Raw genomic sequence first — 15,973 nt, forward strand, 5'->3', positions numbered from 1 at the left:
CTACTTCGCGGACCGCGCCTTTGCATTCAATGCCGCCGCGACCCGGCTGACCGGCGGACGGCCGATCAGCCCACTGACGACATTGGTCGCGGCGACCAGCTTTGCCATGTCGACCCCGGTCGCAATGCCCATACCCTCGAGCATGTAGACCACATCCTCCGTCGCGACGTTGCCCGTCGCGCCGGGGGCGTAGGGACAGCCGCCGAGACCGCCGGCTGCGGAATCGATCACGCGGCAGCCCTCTTCCATCCCGGCGTAGAGATTGGCGAGCGCCTGGCCGTAGGTGTCGTGGAAATGCATGGCGAGATTGGCCATCGGCACATGGCCGGCGACCGCGCGCAAGAGCTGCCGCGCCTTCAAGGGCGTGCCGACACCGATGGTGTCGCCGAGCGAGATTTCATAGCAGCCGAGATCCCACAGTACTTTTGCGACATCGACCACTGCCTGTGGCTTGATTTCGCCCTCATAGGGGCAGCCGAGCACGGTGGAAATGTAGCCGCGCACCCGGACGCCATCGGCCTTGGCGCGGACCAGCACCGGCTTGAACCGCTCGATCGATTCCGCGATCGAGCAATTGATGTTGGCGCGTGAAAAACCTTCCGACGCAGCGGCGAACACTGCAATCAGCTTGGCGCCGGCGGCTTGTGAAGCTTCGTAGCCTTTTTCGTTCGGCACCAACACCGGCAGTTCGCAATCCGTATGATGGCTGACGCCGCGCAACACTTCGGCCGAGCCGACCATCTGCGGGATCGCCTTGGGTGACACGAAGGCGCCAACCTCGACCGCCTTGAGCCCTGAGCCGATCAACGCCTCGACGAACGCGATCCGGTCAGCCACGCTGACCGGGGTTTTTTCGTTCTGCAGCCCGTCGCGCGGGCCGACCTCGACGATGTGAACACTGTCGCTCATAACACAGCCGCCGGTTCGACCTCGGCGAGTTCGACGCCCTCGCCGACGATATCACCGACCTTGCATCTGATCTTCTTCAACACGCCTGCAAACGGTGCGCGCAGGGTCTGCTCCATCTTCATGACTTCCAGCGTCAGGATTGCCGCGCCCTTTTCCAGCGTCGCGCCTTCCTCGGCCAGCAACGCCACCACGGTCCCGGGCAGCGGCGCCACGATCTTGTCCTCGCCGACCAGTTCCTCCGTCTCGCCGCCGAACGGATCGACCCAATGCAGGTCGAAGCGGCCGTTCCGGGTGCGGAGGTAAAGCTCATGGCCTTCGATCACGGCCGTGACGCGCGATTTTATGCCTTCGATTGTCAGATCAAAGCTGCCTTCCTCCGCGGGCGAGGTCGCGAAAACGAACTCGTGCTTGCCGATGGTAAGTTTCGACGGACCATTGCCATAGTGCAGCGTCACCTTCTGTTCGGCGCCCTGCCCCTGACGGAACGAGAGCATCCGCTTCCGCTGGCCGACCGGCATCCAGCCAAACGTCTGCCAGGGCGAATGCGCTTGCTTCCGCGCGGCCTTCTGCTCATCGACAACGATTGCCGCTACCGCGGCACAAAGCTCGAAATCCCCTGCCGTTCCCGAGAACTCCGTCAGCTTCTTCAACTCGCGCTCGATGAAGCCGGTATCGATGGTATTGGCGCGCACCTGCGGGTGCGTCACCAGCGCGGACAGGAACGGAATGTTGGTGACGATGCCGCGGACGTCGGTCTCTTCCAGCCCGCGGTTCAGCCGCTCGATCGCTGCCTGACGGGTCGGCGCCCATGCAATGACCTTGGCGAGCATGGCGTCGTAGTATGGCGACACCGCATCGCCATCGCGATAGCCGGCGTCGATCCGCAGGCCATCGACCGCCTCGGGCGTGCGCCAGGTCCTGATCCGGCCAACCGAAGGCATAAAATTCTTCTGCGGGTTTTCGGCATAAACCCGTGCCTCGATGGCGTGGCCGTTCAGCTTGATCTCGTCCTGCTTGAGCGGCAGCTTTTCGCCGAATGCCACCCGCAACTGCCATTCCACCAGATCGACGCCGGTGATGAGCTCGGTCACGGGATGCTCGACCTGCAGGCGGGTGTTCATTTCGATGAAGAACACCTCCTTGCCGTCGGAGACGAATTCGATGGTGCCGGCGCCGACATAGTTGACCGCAGCCGCTGCCTTGCGCGCGGCCGCGCAGACCGCTTCGCGTTGCCTGGCGTCGAGCGTCGGCGATGGCGCCTCCTCGATCACCTTCTGGTGCCGCCGCTGCAGCGTGCATTCGCGCTCACAGAGCGAGAGCAGATTGCCGTGGCTGTCGCCGATGATCTGCACCTCGATATGCCGGGGGTTTTGCACGAATTTTTCGATCAGCATGCGGTCGTCACCGAACGCAGCCTTCGCTTCGCGCTTGGCGCTGACGATCGCAGCCGCCAGCTCTCCGGCCGAATTCACCACCCGCATGCCGCGCCCGCCGCCGCCGGCGGAAGCCTTGACCAGCACGGGGAAACCGATCTTCTCGGCGGCCTTCGCAAGCGTCGCGTCGTCCTGCGCCTCGCCGTGATAGCCGGGCACCAATGGCACGCCAGCCTTTTCCATCAGCGCTTTCGAGCCGGACTTCGAGCCCATCGCCGTCATCATCTCGGCCGTGGGGCCCACGAACACCAGCCCGGCATTCAGGCAGGCTTGCGCGAACTCGGCATTTTCAGACAGAAAGCCGTAGCCGGGATGCACCGCCTCGGCGCCGGTCTGGCGCGCCGCTTCGATGACGCGCTCGACGTTGAGATAGCTGTCGCGCGCCCGCGCCGGCCCGAGCAGCACGGCCTCGTCGGCCATGGCGACATGCATGGCATCACGATCAGCCTCGGAGTAGACGGCGACGGTACGCAGGCCCATGGCCCGTGCGGAGCGGATCACACGGCAGGCGATCTCGCCGCGGTTGGCGATCAGGAGCGTGCGAAAACGCCGGTAAAGTTTCGAGCGGTCCATCGTCACATCCTGAACAAGCCAAACTTCGTGGGTTCAATCGGCGCGTTGGCCGCCGCCGACAAGCCGAGGCCGAGCACCAGTCGCGTGTCGGCAGGGTCGATGACGCCGTCGTCCCATAGCCGCGCGGTGGCGTAATAGGGATTGCCCTGGCTTTCATATTGCGCGCGGATGGGGCTGCGGAATTTTTCTTCCTCTTCCGCCGACCACGTCTCGCCCTTGGCCTCGATATTGTCGCGGCGGACCTGGCTCAGCACCATCGACGCCTGTTCGCCTCCCATCACCGAAATGCGGGCATTTGGCCACAACCAGAGAAAGCGCGGAGAGTAGGATCGCCCGCACATGCCGTAATTGCCGGCGCCGTAGGAGCCGCCGATCACGACGGTGAATTTCGGCACGCCGGCGGTTGCCACCGCCGTCACCAGCTTGGCGCCATCGCGCGCGATGCCGCCGGCCTCGTATTTCTTGCCGACCATGAAGCCGGTGATGTTCTGCAGGAACACCAGCGGAATGTTGCGCTGGCAGCACAATTCGATGAAGTGCGCGCCCTTCAGCGAACTCTCGCTGAACAGGATGCCGTTGTTGGCGATGATGCCGACCGGGTAGCCCCAGATGTGGGCGAAGCCGCAAATCAGCGTCGTGCCGTAGAGCTTCTTGAACTCGTCGAACTCGGAGCCGTCGACGATCCGCGCGATGATGTCGTGGACGTCGAACGGTTTTCTGCCGTCGGCGGAGACGACGCCGTAGATTTCCTCGGCCGAAAACAACGGTTGCCGCGGTTCGCGCATGTTGAGCGCAGCGCGCGTCGGCTGCTTCAGGGTGGAGACGATGCGCCGGGCGATCCCGATCGCATGGGCATCGTTCTGCGCATAGTGATCGGTGACGCCGGAATGCCTGGAATGCACGTCGGCGCCGCCGAGTTCTTCCGCCGTCACCACCTCGCCGGTCGCGGCCTTCACCAATGGCGGTCCGCCGAGGAAGATGGTGCCCTGGTTGCGCACGATGATGCTCTCGTCCGACATCGCAGGCACATACGCGCCGCCGGCGGTGCAGGAGCCCATCACGATCGCGATCTGCGGAATGCCCTGCGAGGACATCTGCGCCTGGTTGTAGAAGATGCGGCCGAAATGCCGCTCGTCCGGAAAGATCTCGTCCTGCATCGGCAGGAATGCGCCGCCGGAATCGACCATGTAGACGCAGGGCAGATTGTTCTGCCGCGCGATGTCCTGCGCCCGCAGATGCTTCTTCACGGTCATCGGGTAATAGGTGCCGCCCTTGATGGTGGCGTCGTTGGCGACGATGACGCATTCGCGGCCCGAGATGCGCCCCACCCCGGTAATGACGCTCGCAGAATGGACGTCGCCGCCATAGAGACCGTTGGCCGCGAGCGGCGACAGTTCGAGAAAGGCGGTGCCGGGATCGACCAGGAGATCGACGCGCTCACGCGCCAGCATTTTGCCGCGCGAGGTATGCCGCTTGCGCGACGCCTCGCCTCCACCGCCGGAAACCACCTTCAGCTTCTCCCGAAGCTCCGCCACCAGGCCGCGCATTACGTCGGCATTGCGGGCAAACTCGGAGGATGTGGGATCGATGGTGGAATGAAGCGGCATGGTCGGTGTTTTCTTTGAATGCTCAGGAGCCGTTGAGATGGCTTCAGGACGGTCGGAACCGCACCTTCGGGGACGCGACAGCCTGTACCATCTTCGGCCGAATGTGAAGTTCAGGCGGTCTTTTCGAACAGCTCCCGCCCGATCAGCATGCGGCGGATTTCGCTGGTGCCGGCGCCGATCTCGTAGAGTTTGGCGTCGCGCAGCAGCCGTCCCGTGGGGTAATCGTTGATGTAGCCGTTGCCGCCGAGGAGCTGGATGGCGTCGAGCGCGCACTGCGTCGCCTTCTCCGCCGCATAGAGGATGGCGCCAGCCGCGTCCTCGCGCGTGGTCTCGCCGCGGTCGCAGGCTTTTGCCACCGCATAGACATAGGCGCGTGAGGCGTTCATCGTGGTGTACATGTCGGCGATCTTGCCTTGCACCAGTTGGAACGTGCCGATCGGCTCGCCGAACTGCTTGCGCTCGTGCACGTAAGGCAGCACCACGTCCATGCAGGCCTGCATGATGCCGATCGGGCCGGCCGCCAGCACCGCGCGCTCGTAGTCGAGGCCGCTCATCAAGACGTTGACGCCGCGGCCGACCTCGCTCAGCACGTTCTCCTCCGGCACCTCGCAATCCTCGAATACGAGTTCGCAGGTGTCGGAGCCGCGCATGCCGAGCTTGTCGAGTTTTTGCGCGGTGGAAAATCCCTTCATGCCTTTTTCGATGATGAAGGCGGTGATGCCGCGGGGACCTGCCTGGGCATCGGTCCTGGCGTAGACCACGAGCGTATCGGCGACGGGGCCGTTGGTGATCCACATCTTGTTGCCGTTCAGCACAAAGCGGTCGCCCTTCTTCTCGGCCCGGGTCTTCATCGAGACCACGTCCGAACCGGCGCCCGGCTCCGACATCGCGAGCGAGCCGACATGCTCGCCCGAGATCAGCTTTGGCAGATACTTCCGCTTCTGCGCCTCGTTGCCGTTGCGGCGGATCTGGTTGACGCAGAGGTTGGAGTGGGCGCCATACGACAGGCCGACGGAGGCTGAAGCCCGCGACATCTCTTCCAGCGCGATACAGTGCTCGAGATAGCCGAGACCGGCGCCGCCATATTCCTCTTCCACCGTGATGCCGTGCAGGCCGAGCGCGCCGATCTTCGGCCAGAGGTCGCGCGGGAACTGATTGCTGCGGTCGATTTCGGCGGCGCGCGGAGCGATCTCGTTTTGCGAAAATGAATGCACCGTCTCGCGGATCGCATCCGCAGTCTCGCCGAGGTCGAAGTTGAGAAGCAGCGCCCTGTTTGAGGCCATCTTTTCCCCCTTAGAGTCTCTTCGGAATTAAACGATCATACGTTTTTTTATTATCTCTGCAAGCGGAACCTGTCGAGGCTCAAATCCTGCTTACAGACAATTGAAATCACTATCATTTCGTGTCAGAATTATACGATCGATCGCTCGTTTCCATAGCGACGAATTGCCTACTCTTAGAGGCCTCATGGCGCGGACGATCGGCTCACACGGCCCCAAGACGATGGAGGCGATCCGCAAGGCCGGGCTGCGCCTGATCTTCGAGCACGGCTACGCCGCCATGAGCCTGCGCCAGCTTGCGGCGGAAGTCGGGATCCAGTCGGGCTCGCTCTACAATCATATCTCGACCAAGCAGGAATTGCTGTTCGTACTGGTACGGGATCACATCAACGAGCTGCTGCGCCAGCTCGATCGAGCCCTGCAAGGCAAGCAACAGCCGGCCGACAAGCTCCGCGCCTTCGTCGCGTTCCATGTCAGCTACCACATGACCAGGAAGCGCGAAGTCTTCATCGCCAATTCCGAGCTGCGCAGCCTGGAACCGAAGAATTACGAGGAGATCGTGGCGCTGCGCGGCGCCTATGAGCGGCGGCTTGCAGAAATTCTCACCGAGGGTGTCGCGGAAGGTGAGTTCGAGGTCGTTGACATCCAGGTGGCGACGTTTGCGATCCTGTCGCTCCTGACCGGCCTCACTGCCTGGTACCGGCCAGGCGGGAGGCTCACCAAGGAGGCCATCGTCGCCGCCCATGAGAAGCTGGTGCTATCGGGCGTCGCCCCTGGCGCGAAGCCTGACCAGGCGCGAAGCAGCCGCGCGCCCTTCGCTGACATCGCGGCCCGCGACGGGTCAGAGAGCTGACGAGATGCCGATGACGGAACGTCAGCCTCTCGACGAAATCGACCTGAAAATCCTGTCCGAATTGCAGAATGATGGACGCATCCGCAACAACGAGCTGGCGGAGAGGGTCGGCCTCTCGGAGCCTCCGTGCCGGCGGCGCGTTCGGTCCTTGCGCGAACGCGGCTATGTCAGCGCTATCAGAGCCACGCTCGACGAAAAGCTGCTGGGTTACGAGGTCATTTCCTACGTATTGATCCAGTTGCAGAGCCAGGCCCAGGCGACGTTGCAGGCCTTCGAAAAATCGATCGCGGCAATACCGCTGGTCCAGCAGAGCTGGCGGATTTCGGGCGACGCCGATTATCTGCTCAAATGCGTGGCGCGAAACGTCGAAGGCATGCACCAGCAGCTTCTGCAATTTTCTGCGATGGCCGAGGTCCGCAACATCAGAACCTTCCCGGTGCTCGGCGTCGCCAAGGATGCGCCGCTGCCGATCCCTTAGATCAGGCGGCATCTCTTCCGGTGCAACCGGCCCATAGAACGCGTCCATCGCCGACTGCCTCGGCCAGGACCGGCTTCGGGTGATCACGGGCAGCGCTCGGCCCGGCACCGCCTGCGACGTGGCCTCATCATTGCGCCGAGCCTCGACGTGAACAACCTACGATTCTATCCAGCCAATATCTTTACTCTGGGTAGCTGCATCGTTAGGTTGTTGCCGCCCCCAGGAGCCCCTACTCATGGAACGCACAGAGAGAGACCATTGCCCGGTTTGCGAGCACGTCTCATTCACCACAAGCCTTTCGGTCCACCGCGCCGCCGAAGATTTTCACATCGTGACCTGCACGGCGTGCGGCCATGTCTTTGTCGCCGATCCGCCTGCCGATACCGCCAACCACATCGACATCAACCGGATCGATTGGGCGTTCCGACCGCGGCATCACCAGATCCGGCGCCTGATCCTTTCACAGCTCAAGCCCGGCGCCAGTGTGCTGGAAATCGGCTGCGGTCGAGGCGAGGTCGGATACTTGATGCGCAACGACCCTCTGACCTATGTCGGCTATGAACCGGCCCGCGGCCTATCCGATTTCGGCATCCGCGAAGGCGTGCCGATCCTCCGGCAGGTTTACCAAGGCGGCAGGAGGGCCGATGCCATCGTCATCGACAATGTTCTTGAGCACGTCGCCGAGCCTCGAAAGCTGGTCGAGATTGCGGCGGGTTCGCTTAATCCAGGCGGGCTGATGATTGTGATCACGCCGAACGTCCACGATATTCGGGCCGTGCTGTCGCGGAGCTGGCGTAACCGCCATCTCTGGATTCCGCCCGACCACATCAATTTCTTTTCGGCGAAGGATATCAATCTCATCTTTAGATCGGTGGGTCTGAACTCGCGGCGATTTCGGTTTTCACCACTGCGTCTGTCGGACTACCGGTTCTTCCCTCGCGCAATCGCGGAAACGATGGGTCTCTCGATATTCGGCCATAACGTCTACGCTATTGGTTAGAGATTGGGACGAGGGAACTGATCTCCCGGCGATGGGAGACCGGAAAGCCCCCGTCAGGCTCCTAATGAGTCCAAGGCTCGACGCGCTTGAAGGCGAAATTGTCGGCGTAAGCGGCCGGCCGGCGCGCCGAATCCTTGGGCTCGATCACCTGGTAGGCAATGCCCTTGCGCTCGCAATAGGCAATCGCGTCTTCCTTGGTGTCGAAGCGCAAGGTGAGCTGCTGCTTCATGTCGGAGGACGAGGTCCAACCCATCAGCGGCTCGATCGCCCGCGGCTGCTCGGGCTCGTAGTCGAGCTGCCATTCCTGGGTCTTGGCCCTTCCCGATTGCATCGCGTTCTTGGCAGGTTTGAAAATGCGGGCGGTCATGGGATGGTCGGGTCCTCAAGCGATATGGAAGCGTTTGGTGGGAACGGCCGGGATAGTATAGAGACCTTTCAGGAATTTGATCGGTGATTCCAGAAACCCGGATGTACCATTTCCGTACCGGTATAGTCATTATGCCGTACTGTGACAATCCAGGGCTATCCGGCGCCCGGGACCCGGTCTTGCGGCGCGATCTTCCCGAAAGCATCACGAAGCGGCACCCATGAAAATAAATGCCACCCTGCCAGACAAAGGACGCGACCTCCGGCTCGACCTGTTCCGCGGGGTCGCGAACTGGTGGATCTATCTGGATCACATCCCGGATAACGTCGTAAACTGGATCACCGTCCGCAATTACGGGTTTAGTGATGCCGCCGACCTGTTCGTCTTCATTTCCGGCTATACCGCCTCGTTTGTCTATGCGCGGATGATGCTCGAACGCGGCTTCATTGTCGGCGCTACGCGGCTGACCAAGCGGGTCTGGCAGCTCTATGTCGCCCACATCATCCTGTTCGTGATCTATATCGCCTCGATCAGCTACCTCGCCTTGCGCTTTGGCGACTCGGAGCTGGTCAACGATTTCAACGTCGCCGTCCTGGTCGACAATGCGACCGAAACGCTGCGGCAGGGCTTGTTCCTGAAGTTCAAGCCGGTCAATCTCGACGTGCTGCCGCTCTATATCGTGCTGATGGGGCTGTTCCCGCCGGTGCTGTGGATCATGCTGCGGCAGCCCAATTGGACCCTGGCGGCCGCGATCATACTGTGGCTGGTGTCGCGGCAGACAGGATGGAACCTGTCCGCCTATCCGGTCGGAACCTGGTACTTCAATCCGTTCGCCTGGCAGGTGCTGTTCGTGTTCGGCGCGTGGTGCGCGCTCGGCGGTGCCCGCAAGAACATGCACATCATCAACTCGCCGATTACGCTGTATGTGTGCGTGGCCTATCTGATCCTGGCGCTGGTCATGACCATGGCCGGCAAATTTCCGGCTTTCGGCGACATGTTCCCGCAGTGGCTCTATTCGACCTTCAATCCCAACGACAAGACCAACCTCGCGCCCTACCGCTTCCTGCACTTCGTGGCGATCGTGATCCTGGTGATCCGCTTCGTGCCGAAGGAATGGCCGGGGCTGGAGTGGAAGATCTTCGATCCGCTGGTGGTCTGCGGCCAGCAATCGCTCGCGGTGTTCTGCGTCGGCGTGTTCCTGTCGTTCGTCGGGCATTTCGAACTCTCGATGAGCTCGGGCTCACTGTTCGCGCAGATCTTCGTCAGCGTGACCGGCATCGCGATCATGACCATCGTCGCCTACTACATTTCCTGGTCGAAGCGGCAGGACAAGCCGCTGAAGCCGGCAGCGCCGAAAGCCGCCTGAGCGGCTTCCGGCTGAATCGCGGCAGCCGGTTCAGGCCGGTTGCGCAGTCGATGCCACCAGCGTCCGCACGTCGGTGTAGATGTTGACCAGCGGTGCGACCACCTTGTGCATCTTGTTCTTCGATACGATGGTGTCGTGCATGACCAGATGATCGACGCCGGTGGTCAGAAAGCAGTTCACGGCATCCTGCGGCGTTTCCACGATGGGCTCGCCCTTGATGTTGAATGAGGTGTTGATCAGTACGGGGACGCCGGTCAGCGCCTCGAATTCCTTCAGCAGACGATAGAGCATCGGATTGGTTTGTTCGCGCACGGTCTGGACGCGCGCGGTGCCGTCGACGTGCACGATTGCGGGGATCTTATCGCGCCATTCAGGGCGAACCGGCTTGGCGATCAGCATGAACGGCGAATCCTCCTCGCCTTCAAAAATTTCCGTCATGCGTTCGGCCAGCACGATCGGCGCGAACGGCCGGAACGCCTGCCGGTGCTTCACGCGGCTGTTGAGGATGTCCTTCATCCCGCCCTTGCGCGGATCGGCCAGAAGGCTGCGGTTGCCGAGCGCGCGCGGCCCGAATTCCGAGCGGTCCTGAAACCAGCCGATCACCTTTTGATCGGCGAGCAGCTTTGCGGTGTCGCGGCATACATTCTCGCTTCTGACGGCATCGACCTGGATCCGCACCAGAAATTTCTGCAGCTCCTTGGCGGCGTCCTGGTCGCTGTAACGCCTGCCGACATAGGCGTGATCCATGACGAAGCCGCGGCGTTGCTTCAGGATTTCGAGCCAGCCGTAATAGGCGCAGCCGATTGCAATGCCATCATCGCCCGCCGCAGGCTGGATCCAGACGTTCTCGAAGCCGGCCTCGCGGGCAAGGCGCCCGTTCGCCACGCAATTCAGTGCGACGCCGCCGGCCATGCAGAGGTTCTTCGCGCCGGTGGTCTCGCGCAGCCAGCGGGCACGGGCGAGCAGCACGTTTTCGGTATCGTCCTGTGTGCGCCAGGCAATGTCTTCCCAATGGCGCATCGCGGGGTGCTTTTCCCAATTGCCGGCGACGTCGAAGACGTAAGGCTGCTTGAATTCAGCCGTCCAGTGCGGCACCTGCAGCTTGCCATCGTCGGTCAGTTCGAGCAGGTGCTTGACTTGGTCGCGGCGGCCGTAAGGCGCCAGTCCCATCAGTTCGCCGCACTTGTTCCAGTCGCCGAAGATGTAGGTCGAGGCGCGGCTATAGAGCGCGCCGAGCCCGGGCATGTTGTAGAACTCATCGCTGAGAAAGCCGCGGTCTGGCTCCATCCAGACCTTTTTCAAGCATTCCAGTGTCGTGCCGCTGAACTTGTAGTAGCTCTCCGATTCGCGTGCGAGCGGCGTCGCCGCGTAGCTGGCGGGAAACGATTCCATGACGTCGGACCGGTAGCTACCGACACCGTCGACGATCATCACGACGCCATCCTCGAACGGCGACACCGCGAACGCGCTGTAGGCGTGCGCGAGGTGATGGGAGATCGTGACCACCTTGTCCGAATGCTTCAGATACAGCGGATGCTTGGCTGCCTCGTCGCGCTCGAATTCCGGCAGGAAGCCCGGCGCGTCGAAATAGACCAGCCGTTCTTCCATTTCCGGGACCGGCAGGATGTAGCAGTTGCGCACCACCAGATCGACGTCGTCGAGCGTAATGCCTTCGGCTTCGAGGCAATAGTCGATCACTTCCTTGTAGAAGCCCGAGGCGTGCTTGGCCCGCGTGATCCGCTCCTTGGCGATCGCAAATGCGATGGCGCCGTCGCGCAACAGGCAGGCGCTGACATCATGGTCATAGGTGTTCAGGCCAAGGACATAAGTGTGTTTTTTGGGCATGGGTACTCGTGAAGGCGGGGGCGTCTTGCGCTGAGAAATGGAAATCGTGTCGACATCAAGTTGCTGGCGTGGCTTTGCGGAATTTTTTCAATTCGAACTTCTGCAGTGCACAATCTTAAGTGTTCATCCCGCATTCAGATAGATGAACGGTGCAAGAACCCTCGACAGACCGGCCGCAACTTGACCTTACCTGCCCTTCTTAATAAAGTCCCAAGAGCTCGAAAGAACCTTGTGAAAATATTGTGTTAGCGCATCTGAACTGAAAACTGTCTCGCGCGTCTAAGTGAGATAGCGCCGAAGTCCAGATGTTTGGAAGTGACCGGGAGATTCTCGAATGGCTAAACGCTACAATATCCTGACGCGCTGCCTCGCAGCGTTGGCTTTGTTGTTCGTCTACGTCGCCAGCACGTCAGCCGTTCTGGTGAGTGGGACGACGTCGGCGGAAGCTCAGCGCGGCCGAGGCAGAGGCAGAGGCTATGCCCGCGGATACGCGCGCGGTTATGGCCGGGGTCGCGGACGGGGCTATTATGGCCGAGGTTATGGCTTCTATGGCGCGCCCCTCGTTGTTCGCCCGGGTCCGCGCTGCTACTGGAATCCCTACGGCGTCCGCGTCTGCAGGTGGTGATCTAGGCGCGATCGTCGTCGCCTCAGGCGGATCCGAGACAAGATTCAGGCGTGCCGGGCAACCGGCGCGCCTTGCTCTTTTGGAGCATTGATTGTTGATGCCCTCGATCATCAGCCGTCGAGAATGGCGACCGCGCGTGTCCAGCCCGCGGATGCGCGCTCGATCTTCACCGGGAAGCACGACACCATGAAGCCGGTCGGCGGCAATTGCTCGAGATTGTGCAGCTTCTCGAGGTGGCAATAGCCGATGTGGCGGCCGGCCTTGTGGCCTTCCCAGATCAGGCTGGCGTCCTTCGTCTCCGCATATTTCTTCGCGGTATAGACGAACGGCGCATCCCAACTCCAACCGTCGGTGCCGGTCAGCCGCACGCCGCGCTCCAACAGGTACATAGTCGCCTCGTAGCCCATGCCGCAACCGGAGGTGACGTAATCGGGCCTTCCGTATTTGGCGCCGGCGCTGGTATTGACCACGACGATCTCCAGCGGCGACAGCGTATGGCCGATACGCTTGAGCTCGGCCTCGACATCCTTGGCGGTGGCGACATAACCGTCCGGCAAATGCCGGAAGTCGAGTTTTACGCCCGGCTGAAAACACCATTCCAGCGGCACCTCGTCGATGGTCCATGCACGCTCGCCGCGGTTCATGGTGGGATGAAAGTGCCACGGCGCGTCGAGATGCGTGCCGTTGTGGGTGGAGAGCGATACCTGCTCCACCGCCCAGCCCTGTCCGTCAGGCAGATCTTCGGCCTTCAGCCCGTCGAAGAACTGCAGCATGCGCGGCAGGCCCTGCTGGTGATCGATGTACTGGATGGTCGGGTGATTGCCGGGCGGGTCGGCCGGCACGTCGTTTTGCAGGGGAACGGAGATGTCGATTAGTTTGCGCGCCATGGCGTTTCCTCGCTGATGTTCTTTTTGTGTAGCGTTGTCGCGAACGGCTATTGCCGTTCGACCCGGTTCTTCAAAATACCGATCTTTTCAACTTCGAGTTCGATCGTGTCGCCGTGCTCGAGATACCAGCCGAGTTCCAGGCCGCAGCCATTGCCGACGGTACCGGATCCGATGAATTCGCCGGGCATCAACGTCTCGTCCTTGCTGACATGGGCGATGATCTCCTCGAACGAGAACAGCATGCCTTCGGTCACCCCTTGCGAGCGCGTCTTGCCGTTAACGCGCGCTTCCATCTTCAATTTGTAGGGATCGCCGATCTCGTCCGGCGTGACGATCCACGGCCCCATCACGTTGCCGCCGTCAAAGCTCTTGCCTTTCGCCGGCCCGAGCCGCCCCTCCATTTCAATGCGCTGGGCATCGCGCGCGGAAAAATCGTTGAAGATCGTATAGCCAAAGATGTGATCCCTGGCCTTGGCGGCGGAAATGTTGGCGCCCTTGTTCCTGGTGATGATGCCGAATTCGAGCTCGTAATCCATCACCTGGCTGTAGCGCGGCCACTTCACCGTGGTGTTGGTGCCGCGCACGCTGAAGCGGTTGGTAATGTAGTAGATCGGCTGCTTGCGATAGACCTCCGGCAGTTCGCCGAGCGGCTCCGCCTCGATCCGCGCTAGTTCCGCCATGTCGCCCTTGGCGCGTGCGGCGAGCTTGAGCTGCCCGCGCGGTGCCTGAAGGATATGCAGAGGGAACGACATGCCGTCCCGCATCTGCCGCGGCTCGGGGACCGGCGCGAGAATCTCGGCCGTCTCGGTCTTGATCGACAAGCTTTCGTCCTTGCCGTGCTTGTCGAACACCCTCGCCGCCTGCTCGAGCGCGGTGTCGCCGGCGTCGATCAATGCCAGCATCGATGCGAAGGCCGGATTGATGCTCCCGCTCCGGTCAGCGGCGGCCGCAAGATCGAACAGAAGCGTATCGCCCGTATGCACGACTCCGATCTTTTCCTGTCCGCCGGATTTGAATGTTGCGAGTTTCACTGGGTGACCCCTTGTTTTCCGATGAAATATATGATCAAAAAAAATATCGATAAACAAGACAGAAAAATGTGTCATGGGGAGATTGCCGTGAAAAAGGTCCTTGCCGCCCTTGTGGTCAGCGCGGCGCTGACCGGTACCGCCTTTGCGCAGGCCAAGATCCAGGTCGGCTGTACGGCAACTTCGGACTGCGCCTCCGCGATGGTGGCAGTCGACGAAGGCATTTTCAGAAGGCACGGCCTTGTGGTCGAGATGACGCCGATCGGCATCAATTCGAATATCCCGGCGGCGATCCTGTCGAACTCGATCCAGATCGGCGGCCCGACCTCGACCGTGTTCCTGCAGGCGGTCGATGGCGGGCTCGATCTTGTCGCGATTGCCGGTGCGACCGTGATGAGCCCGGTGTCGAACGGCAACATCACCGCATTCGTCCGCAACGGCATCACCATCAAGGAGCCGAAGGATTTCGTCGGCAAGAAGGTAGGCGCGCCCGGCCTGAACGCCTTCCTCCACGTGCTGTTCGTGAAGTGGCTGGTGGAGAAAGGCGTCGACCCCAAGAGCGTCAACTTCGTCGAGGTCACCTTCCCGACCATGGCCGACATCATCAAGTCCGGCGGCGTCGATGCCGTGCTGACCGCCGAACCGTTCGTGACCCGCATGACCAATGCCGGCCTCGGGTCGGTCGGCGCACGCTACGCGGTCGAACTGGCCCGCACCGATCCCATCATTTTCTACGCGGCCTCGCGCGAATGGGCCGACAAGAACGCCGCGGCGATCAAGAAATTCCGTGACGCGATCGCCGAGTCCGCCGTCATCGTCAACAACGACCGCGAAAAGGCATCGAACTCGATCTCCAAATTCACCAAGCAGCCGATCGAACTCGTCAAGGCGACGCCGCCGAACCGCTCCGAACCGGTACTGAAGCCCGAGCAGCTCTCCTGGTGGATCGAGGTGATGTCGTCGCAGAAGATGCTGCAATCGAAGCTCGATACGTCGAAACTGGTTTTGAAGTAACGGATTGCGATGCCAGCCTCCGAGCGCCAACCGAACCGACTGATGACCGAGGCCGCCACGCTGAGCGAGCGCGCGGCCCTGCTGGTCGAGCAGGATATCCTTGCCGGTCATCTGGCGCCGGGATCACGCCTCGGCATCATTGACCTCGTGCAACGCTACGAGATCGGCGCCACGCCGCTGCGCGAGGGCCTGTCACGGCTGATGTCGCGCGGGTTGATCGTGGGCATCGGACAGCGCGGGTTTCGCGTCGCCGACATCAGCCGCGAGGATCTGCTCGATATCACCACCATGCGTACCGCGGTCGAGATCGAGGCGATCAGGCTCGCGATCGTCAACGGCGACGATGCCTGGGAGGCCGGCATCCTCAGCGCATTGCACCAGATGCGCCGCCACATCGAGCGGACCGGCGATGAGTTCCGCGAAGGCGCGGAGGATTTCGACCGGCTACACAAGGGCTTTCACACCGCCCTGCTGGCGGCGTGCGGCTCGAAGCGCTTGCTGGCAGCCCATTCCGATCTCTACGATCAGGCCTACCGCTACCGCCGCGTGATGATGCGTTCCGTCGACAGCGGCAAGAAGTTCGTCCGCGCCCATCAATTGCTGGCTGATCGGATCATCGCGCGCGATATTCCCGGGTCTCAGGCCATGCTGACGTCCCATCTGCGTTCGACCATGGACTTCGTCTATCCCCCAGGCAACGAGAGCTGA

General features: G+C 61.8%; 14 protein-coding genes. 6 read left to right on the top strand and 8 right to left on the bottom strand.

Translation table 11 applies throughout. From position 1 onward, the window contains the following. The 4 genes from LMTR13_RS20975 to LMTR13_RS20990 form a co-directional block, all read right to left on the bottom strand. Positions 1-909, bottom strand: coding sequence for a hydroxymethylglutaryl-CoA lyase (locus LMTR13_RS20975; RefSeq protein ID WP_065729484.1), 909 nt, complete (start codon positions 907-909; stop codon positions 1-3). Next, the gene (locus LMTR13_RS20980; protein ID WP_065729485.1) at positions 906-2,915 is read right to left on the bottom strand and encodes an acetyl/propionyl/methylcrotonyl-CoA carboxylase subunit alpha; all 2,010 of its coding nucleotides are present in this window, start codon (positions 2,913-2,915) and stop codon (positions 906-908) included. The genes LMTR13_RS20975 and LMTR13_RS20980 overlap by 4 nt, the downstream gene beginning before the upstream one ends. A 2-nt stretch (positions 2,916-2,917) precedes the next feature. After that, positions 2,918-4,522: a carboxyl transferase domain-containing protein gene (locus tag LMTR13_RS20985; RefSeq protein WP_065729486.1), complete on the bottom strand. Its 1,605-nt coding sequence runs from the start codon at positions 4,520-4,522 to the stop codon at positions 2,918-2,920. Positions 4,523-4,632: 110 nt separating this feature from the next. Beyond that, positions 4,633-5,805: an isovaleryl-CoA dehydrogenase gene (locus LMTR13_RS20990; protein ID WP_065729487.1), complete on the bottom strand. Its 1,173-nt coding sequence runs from the start codon at positions 5,803-5,805 to the stop codon at positions 4,633-4,635. Positions 5,806-5,989: 184 nt separating this feature from the next. Here LMTR13_RS20990 and LMTR13_RS20995 point away from each other — a divergent pair, with 184 nt between their 5' ends. The 3 genes from LMTR13_RS20995 (at position 5,990) to LMTR13_RS21005 (ending at position 8,133) form a co-directional block, all read left to right on the top strand. Beyond that, entirely contained in the window at positions 5,990-6,655 is a 666-nt protein-coding gene (locus LMTR13_RS20995) for a TetR/AcrR family transcriptional regulator (RefSeq protein WP_065729488.1), read from the top strand. Positions 6,656-6,665: 10 nt separating this feature from the next. After that, a complete protein-coding gene (locus tag LMTR13_RS21000) occupies positions 6,666-7,133 on the top strand; it encodes an Lrp/AsnC family transcriptional regulator (protein ID WP_065732855.1) in 468 nt (155 codons plus the stop codon). 235 nt (positions 7,134-7,368) lie between these two features. Beyond that, positions 7,369-8,133, top strand: a complete 765-nt coding sequence (locus LMTR13_RS21005; protein ID WP_065729489.1) for a class I SAM-dependent methyltransferase — start codon at positions 7,369-7,371, stop codon at positions 8,131-8,133. Positions 8,134-8,194: 61 nt separating this feature from the next. Here the strand turns inward: LMTR13_RS21005 and LMTR13_RS21010 are convergent, their stop codons facing one another. Continuing rightward, on the bottom strand, positions 8,195-8,500 hold the full coding sequence (locus tag LMTR13_RS21010; protein WP_065729490.1) for an ETC complex I subunit: 306 nt from the start codon (positions 8,498-8,500) through the stop codon (positions 8,195-8,197). A 220-nt stretch (positions 8,501-8,720) separates the two neighbouring features. On the opposite strand from LMTR13_RS21010, the gene LMTR13_RS21015 reads away from it, so the two are divergent. Beyond that, entirely contained in the window at positions 8,721-9,866 is a 1,146-nt protein-coding gene (locus LMTR13_RS21015; RefSeq protein ID WP_065729491.1) for an OpgC domain-containing protein, read from the top strand. Between the two features lie 30 nt (positions 9,867-9,896). Here the strand turns inward: LMTR13_RS21015 and LMTR13_RS21020 are convergent, their stop codons facing one another. The 3 genes from LMTR13_RS21020 to LMTR13_RS21035 form a co-directional block, all read right to left on the bottom strand. Then, on the bottom strand, positions 9,897-11,711 hold the full coding sequence (locus LMTR13_RS21020) for a carbamoyltransferase family protein (protein ID WP_065729492.1): 1,815 nt from the start codon (positions 11,709-11,711) through the stop codon (positions 9,897-9,899). Between the two features lie 735 nt (positions 11,712-12,446). After that, positions 12,447-13,223, bottom strand: a complete 777-nt coding sequence (locus LMTR13_RS21030; RefSeq protein ID WP_065729494.1) for a cyclase family protein — start codon at positions 13,221-13,223, stop codon at positions 12,447-12,449. 47 nt (positions 13,224-13,270) lie between these two features. After that, positions 13,271-14,254 carry a fumarylacetoacetate hydrolase family protein gene (locus LMTR13_RS21035; protein ID WP_065729495.1) on the bottom strand — a complete coding sequence of 328 codons (984 nt, stop codon included), beginning with the start codon at positions 14,252-14,254 and terminating at the stop codon, positions 13,271-13,273. Between the two features lie 87 nt (positions 14,255-14,341). Between LMTR13_RS21035 and LMTR13_RS21040 the strand changes: the two genes are divergently transcribed. Both LMTR13_RS21040 and LMTR13_RS21045 read left to right on the top strand, forming a co-directional pair. Beyond that, positions 14,342-15,265 carry an ABC transporter substrate-binding protein gene (locus LMTR13_RS21040; protein WP_236843039.1) on the top strand — a complete coding sequence of 308 codons (924 nt, stop codon included), beginning with the start codon at positions 14,342-14,344 and terminating at the stop codon, positions 15,263-15,265. 42 nt (positions 15,266-15,307) lie between these two features. Further along, positions 15,308-15,973 carry a GntR family transcriptional regulator gene (locus LMTR13_RS21045; protein WP_236843040.1) on the top strand — a complete coding sequence of 222 codons (666 nt, stop codon included), beginning with the start codon at positions 15,308-15,310 and terminating at the stop codon, positions 15,971-15,973.

It is taken from the genome of Bradyrhizobium icense, from assembly GCF_001693385.1.
GTDB lineage: Bacteria > Pseudomonadota > Alphaproteobacteria > Rhizobiales > Xanthobacteraceae > Bradyrhizobium > Bradyrhizobium icense.

What these genes read in the sequence shown, in the direction of transcription:
- LMTR13_RS20975 (WP_065729484.1), bottom strand. Translation starts at nt 909, where the DNA reads ATGAGCGACAGTGTTCACATCGTCGAGGTCGGCCCGCGCGACGGGCTG.
- LMTR13_RS20980 (WP_065729485.1), bottom strand. Translation starts at nt 2,915, where the DNA reads ATGGACCGCTCGAAACTTTACCGGCGTTTTCGCACGCTCCTGATCGCC.
- LMTR13_RS20985 (WP_065729486.1), bottom strand. Translation starts at nt 4,522, where the DNA reads ATGCCGCTTCATTCCACCATCGATCCCACATCCTCCGAGTTTGCCCGC.
- LMTR13_RS20990 (WP_065729487.1), bottom strand. Translation starts at nt 5,805, where the DNA reads ATGGCCTCAAACAGGGCGCTGCTTCTCAACTTCGACCTCGGCGAGACT.
- LMTR13_RS20995 (WP_065729488.1), top strand. Translation starts at nt 5,990, where the DNA reads ATGGCGCGGACGATCGGCTCACACGGCCCCAAGACGATGGAGGCGATC.
- LMTR13_RS21000 (WP_065732855.1), top strand. Translation starts at nt 6,666, where the DNA reads ATGACGGAACGTCAGCCTCTCGACGAAATCGACCTGAAAATCCTGTCC.
- LMTR13_RS21005 (WP_065729489.1), top strand. Translation starts at nt 7,369, where the DNA reads ATGGAACGCACAGAGAGAGACCATTGCCCGGTTTGCGAGCACGTCTCA.
- LMTR13_RS21010 (WP_065729490.1), bottom strand. Translation starts at nt 8,500, where the DNA reads ATGACCGCCCGCATTTTCAAACCTGCCAAGAACGCGATGCAATCGGGA.
- LMTR13_RS21015 (WP_065729491.1), top strand. Translation starts at nt 8,721, where the DNA reads ATGAAAATAAATGCCACCCTGCCAGACAAAGGACGCGACCTCCGGCTC.
- LMTR13_RS21020 (WP_065729492.1), bottom strand. Translation starts at nt 11,711, where the DNA reads ATGCCCAAAAAACACACTTATGTCCTTGGCCTGAACACCTATGACCAT.
- LMTR13_RS21030 (WP_065729494.1), bottom strand. Translation starts at nt 13,223, where the DNA reads ATGGCGCGCAAACTAATCGACATCTCCGTTCCCCTGCAAAACGACGTG.
- LMTR13_RS21045 (WP_236843040.1), top strand. Translation starts at nt 15,308, where the DNA reads ATGACCGAGGCCGCCACGCTGAGCGAGCGCGCGGCCCTGCTGGTCGAG.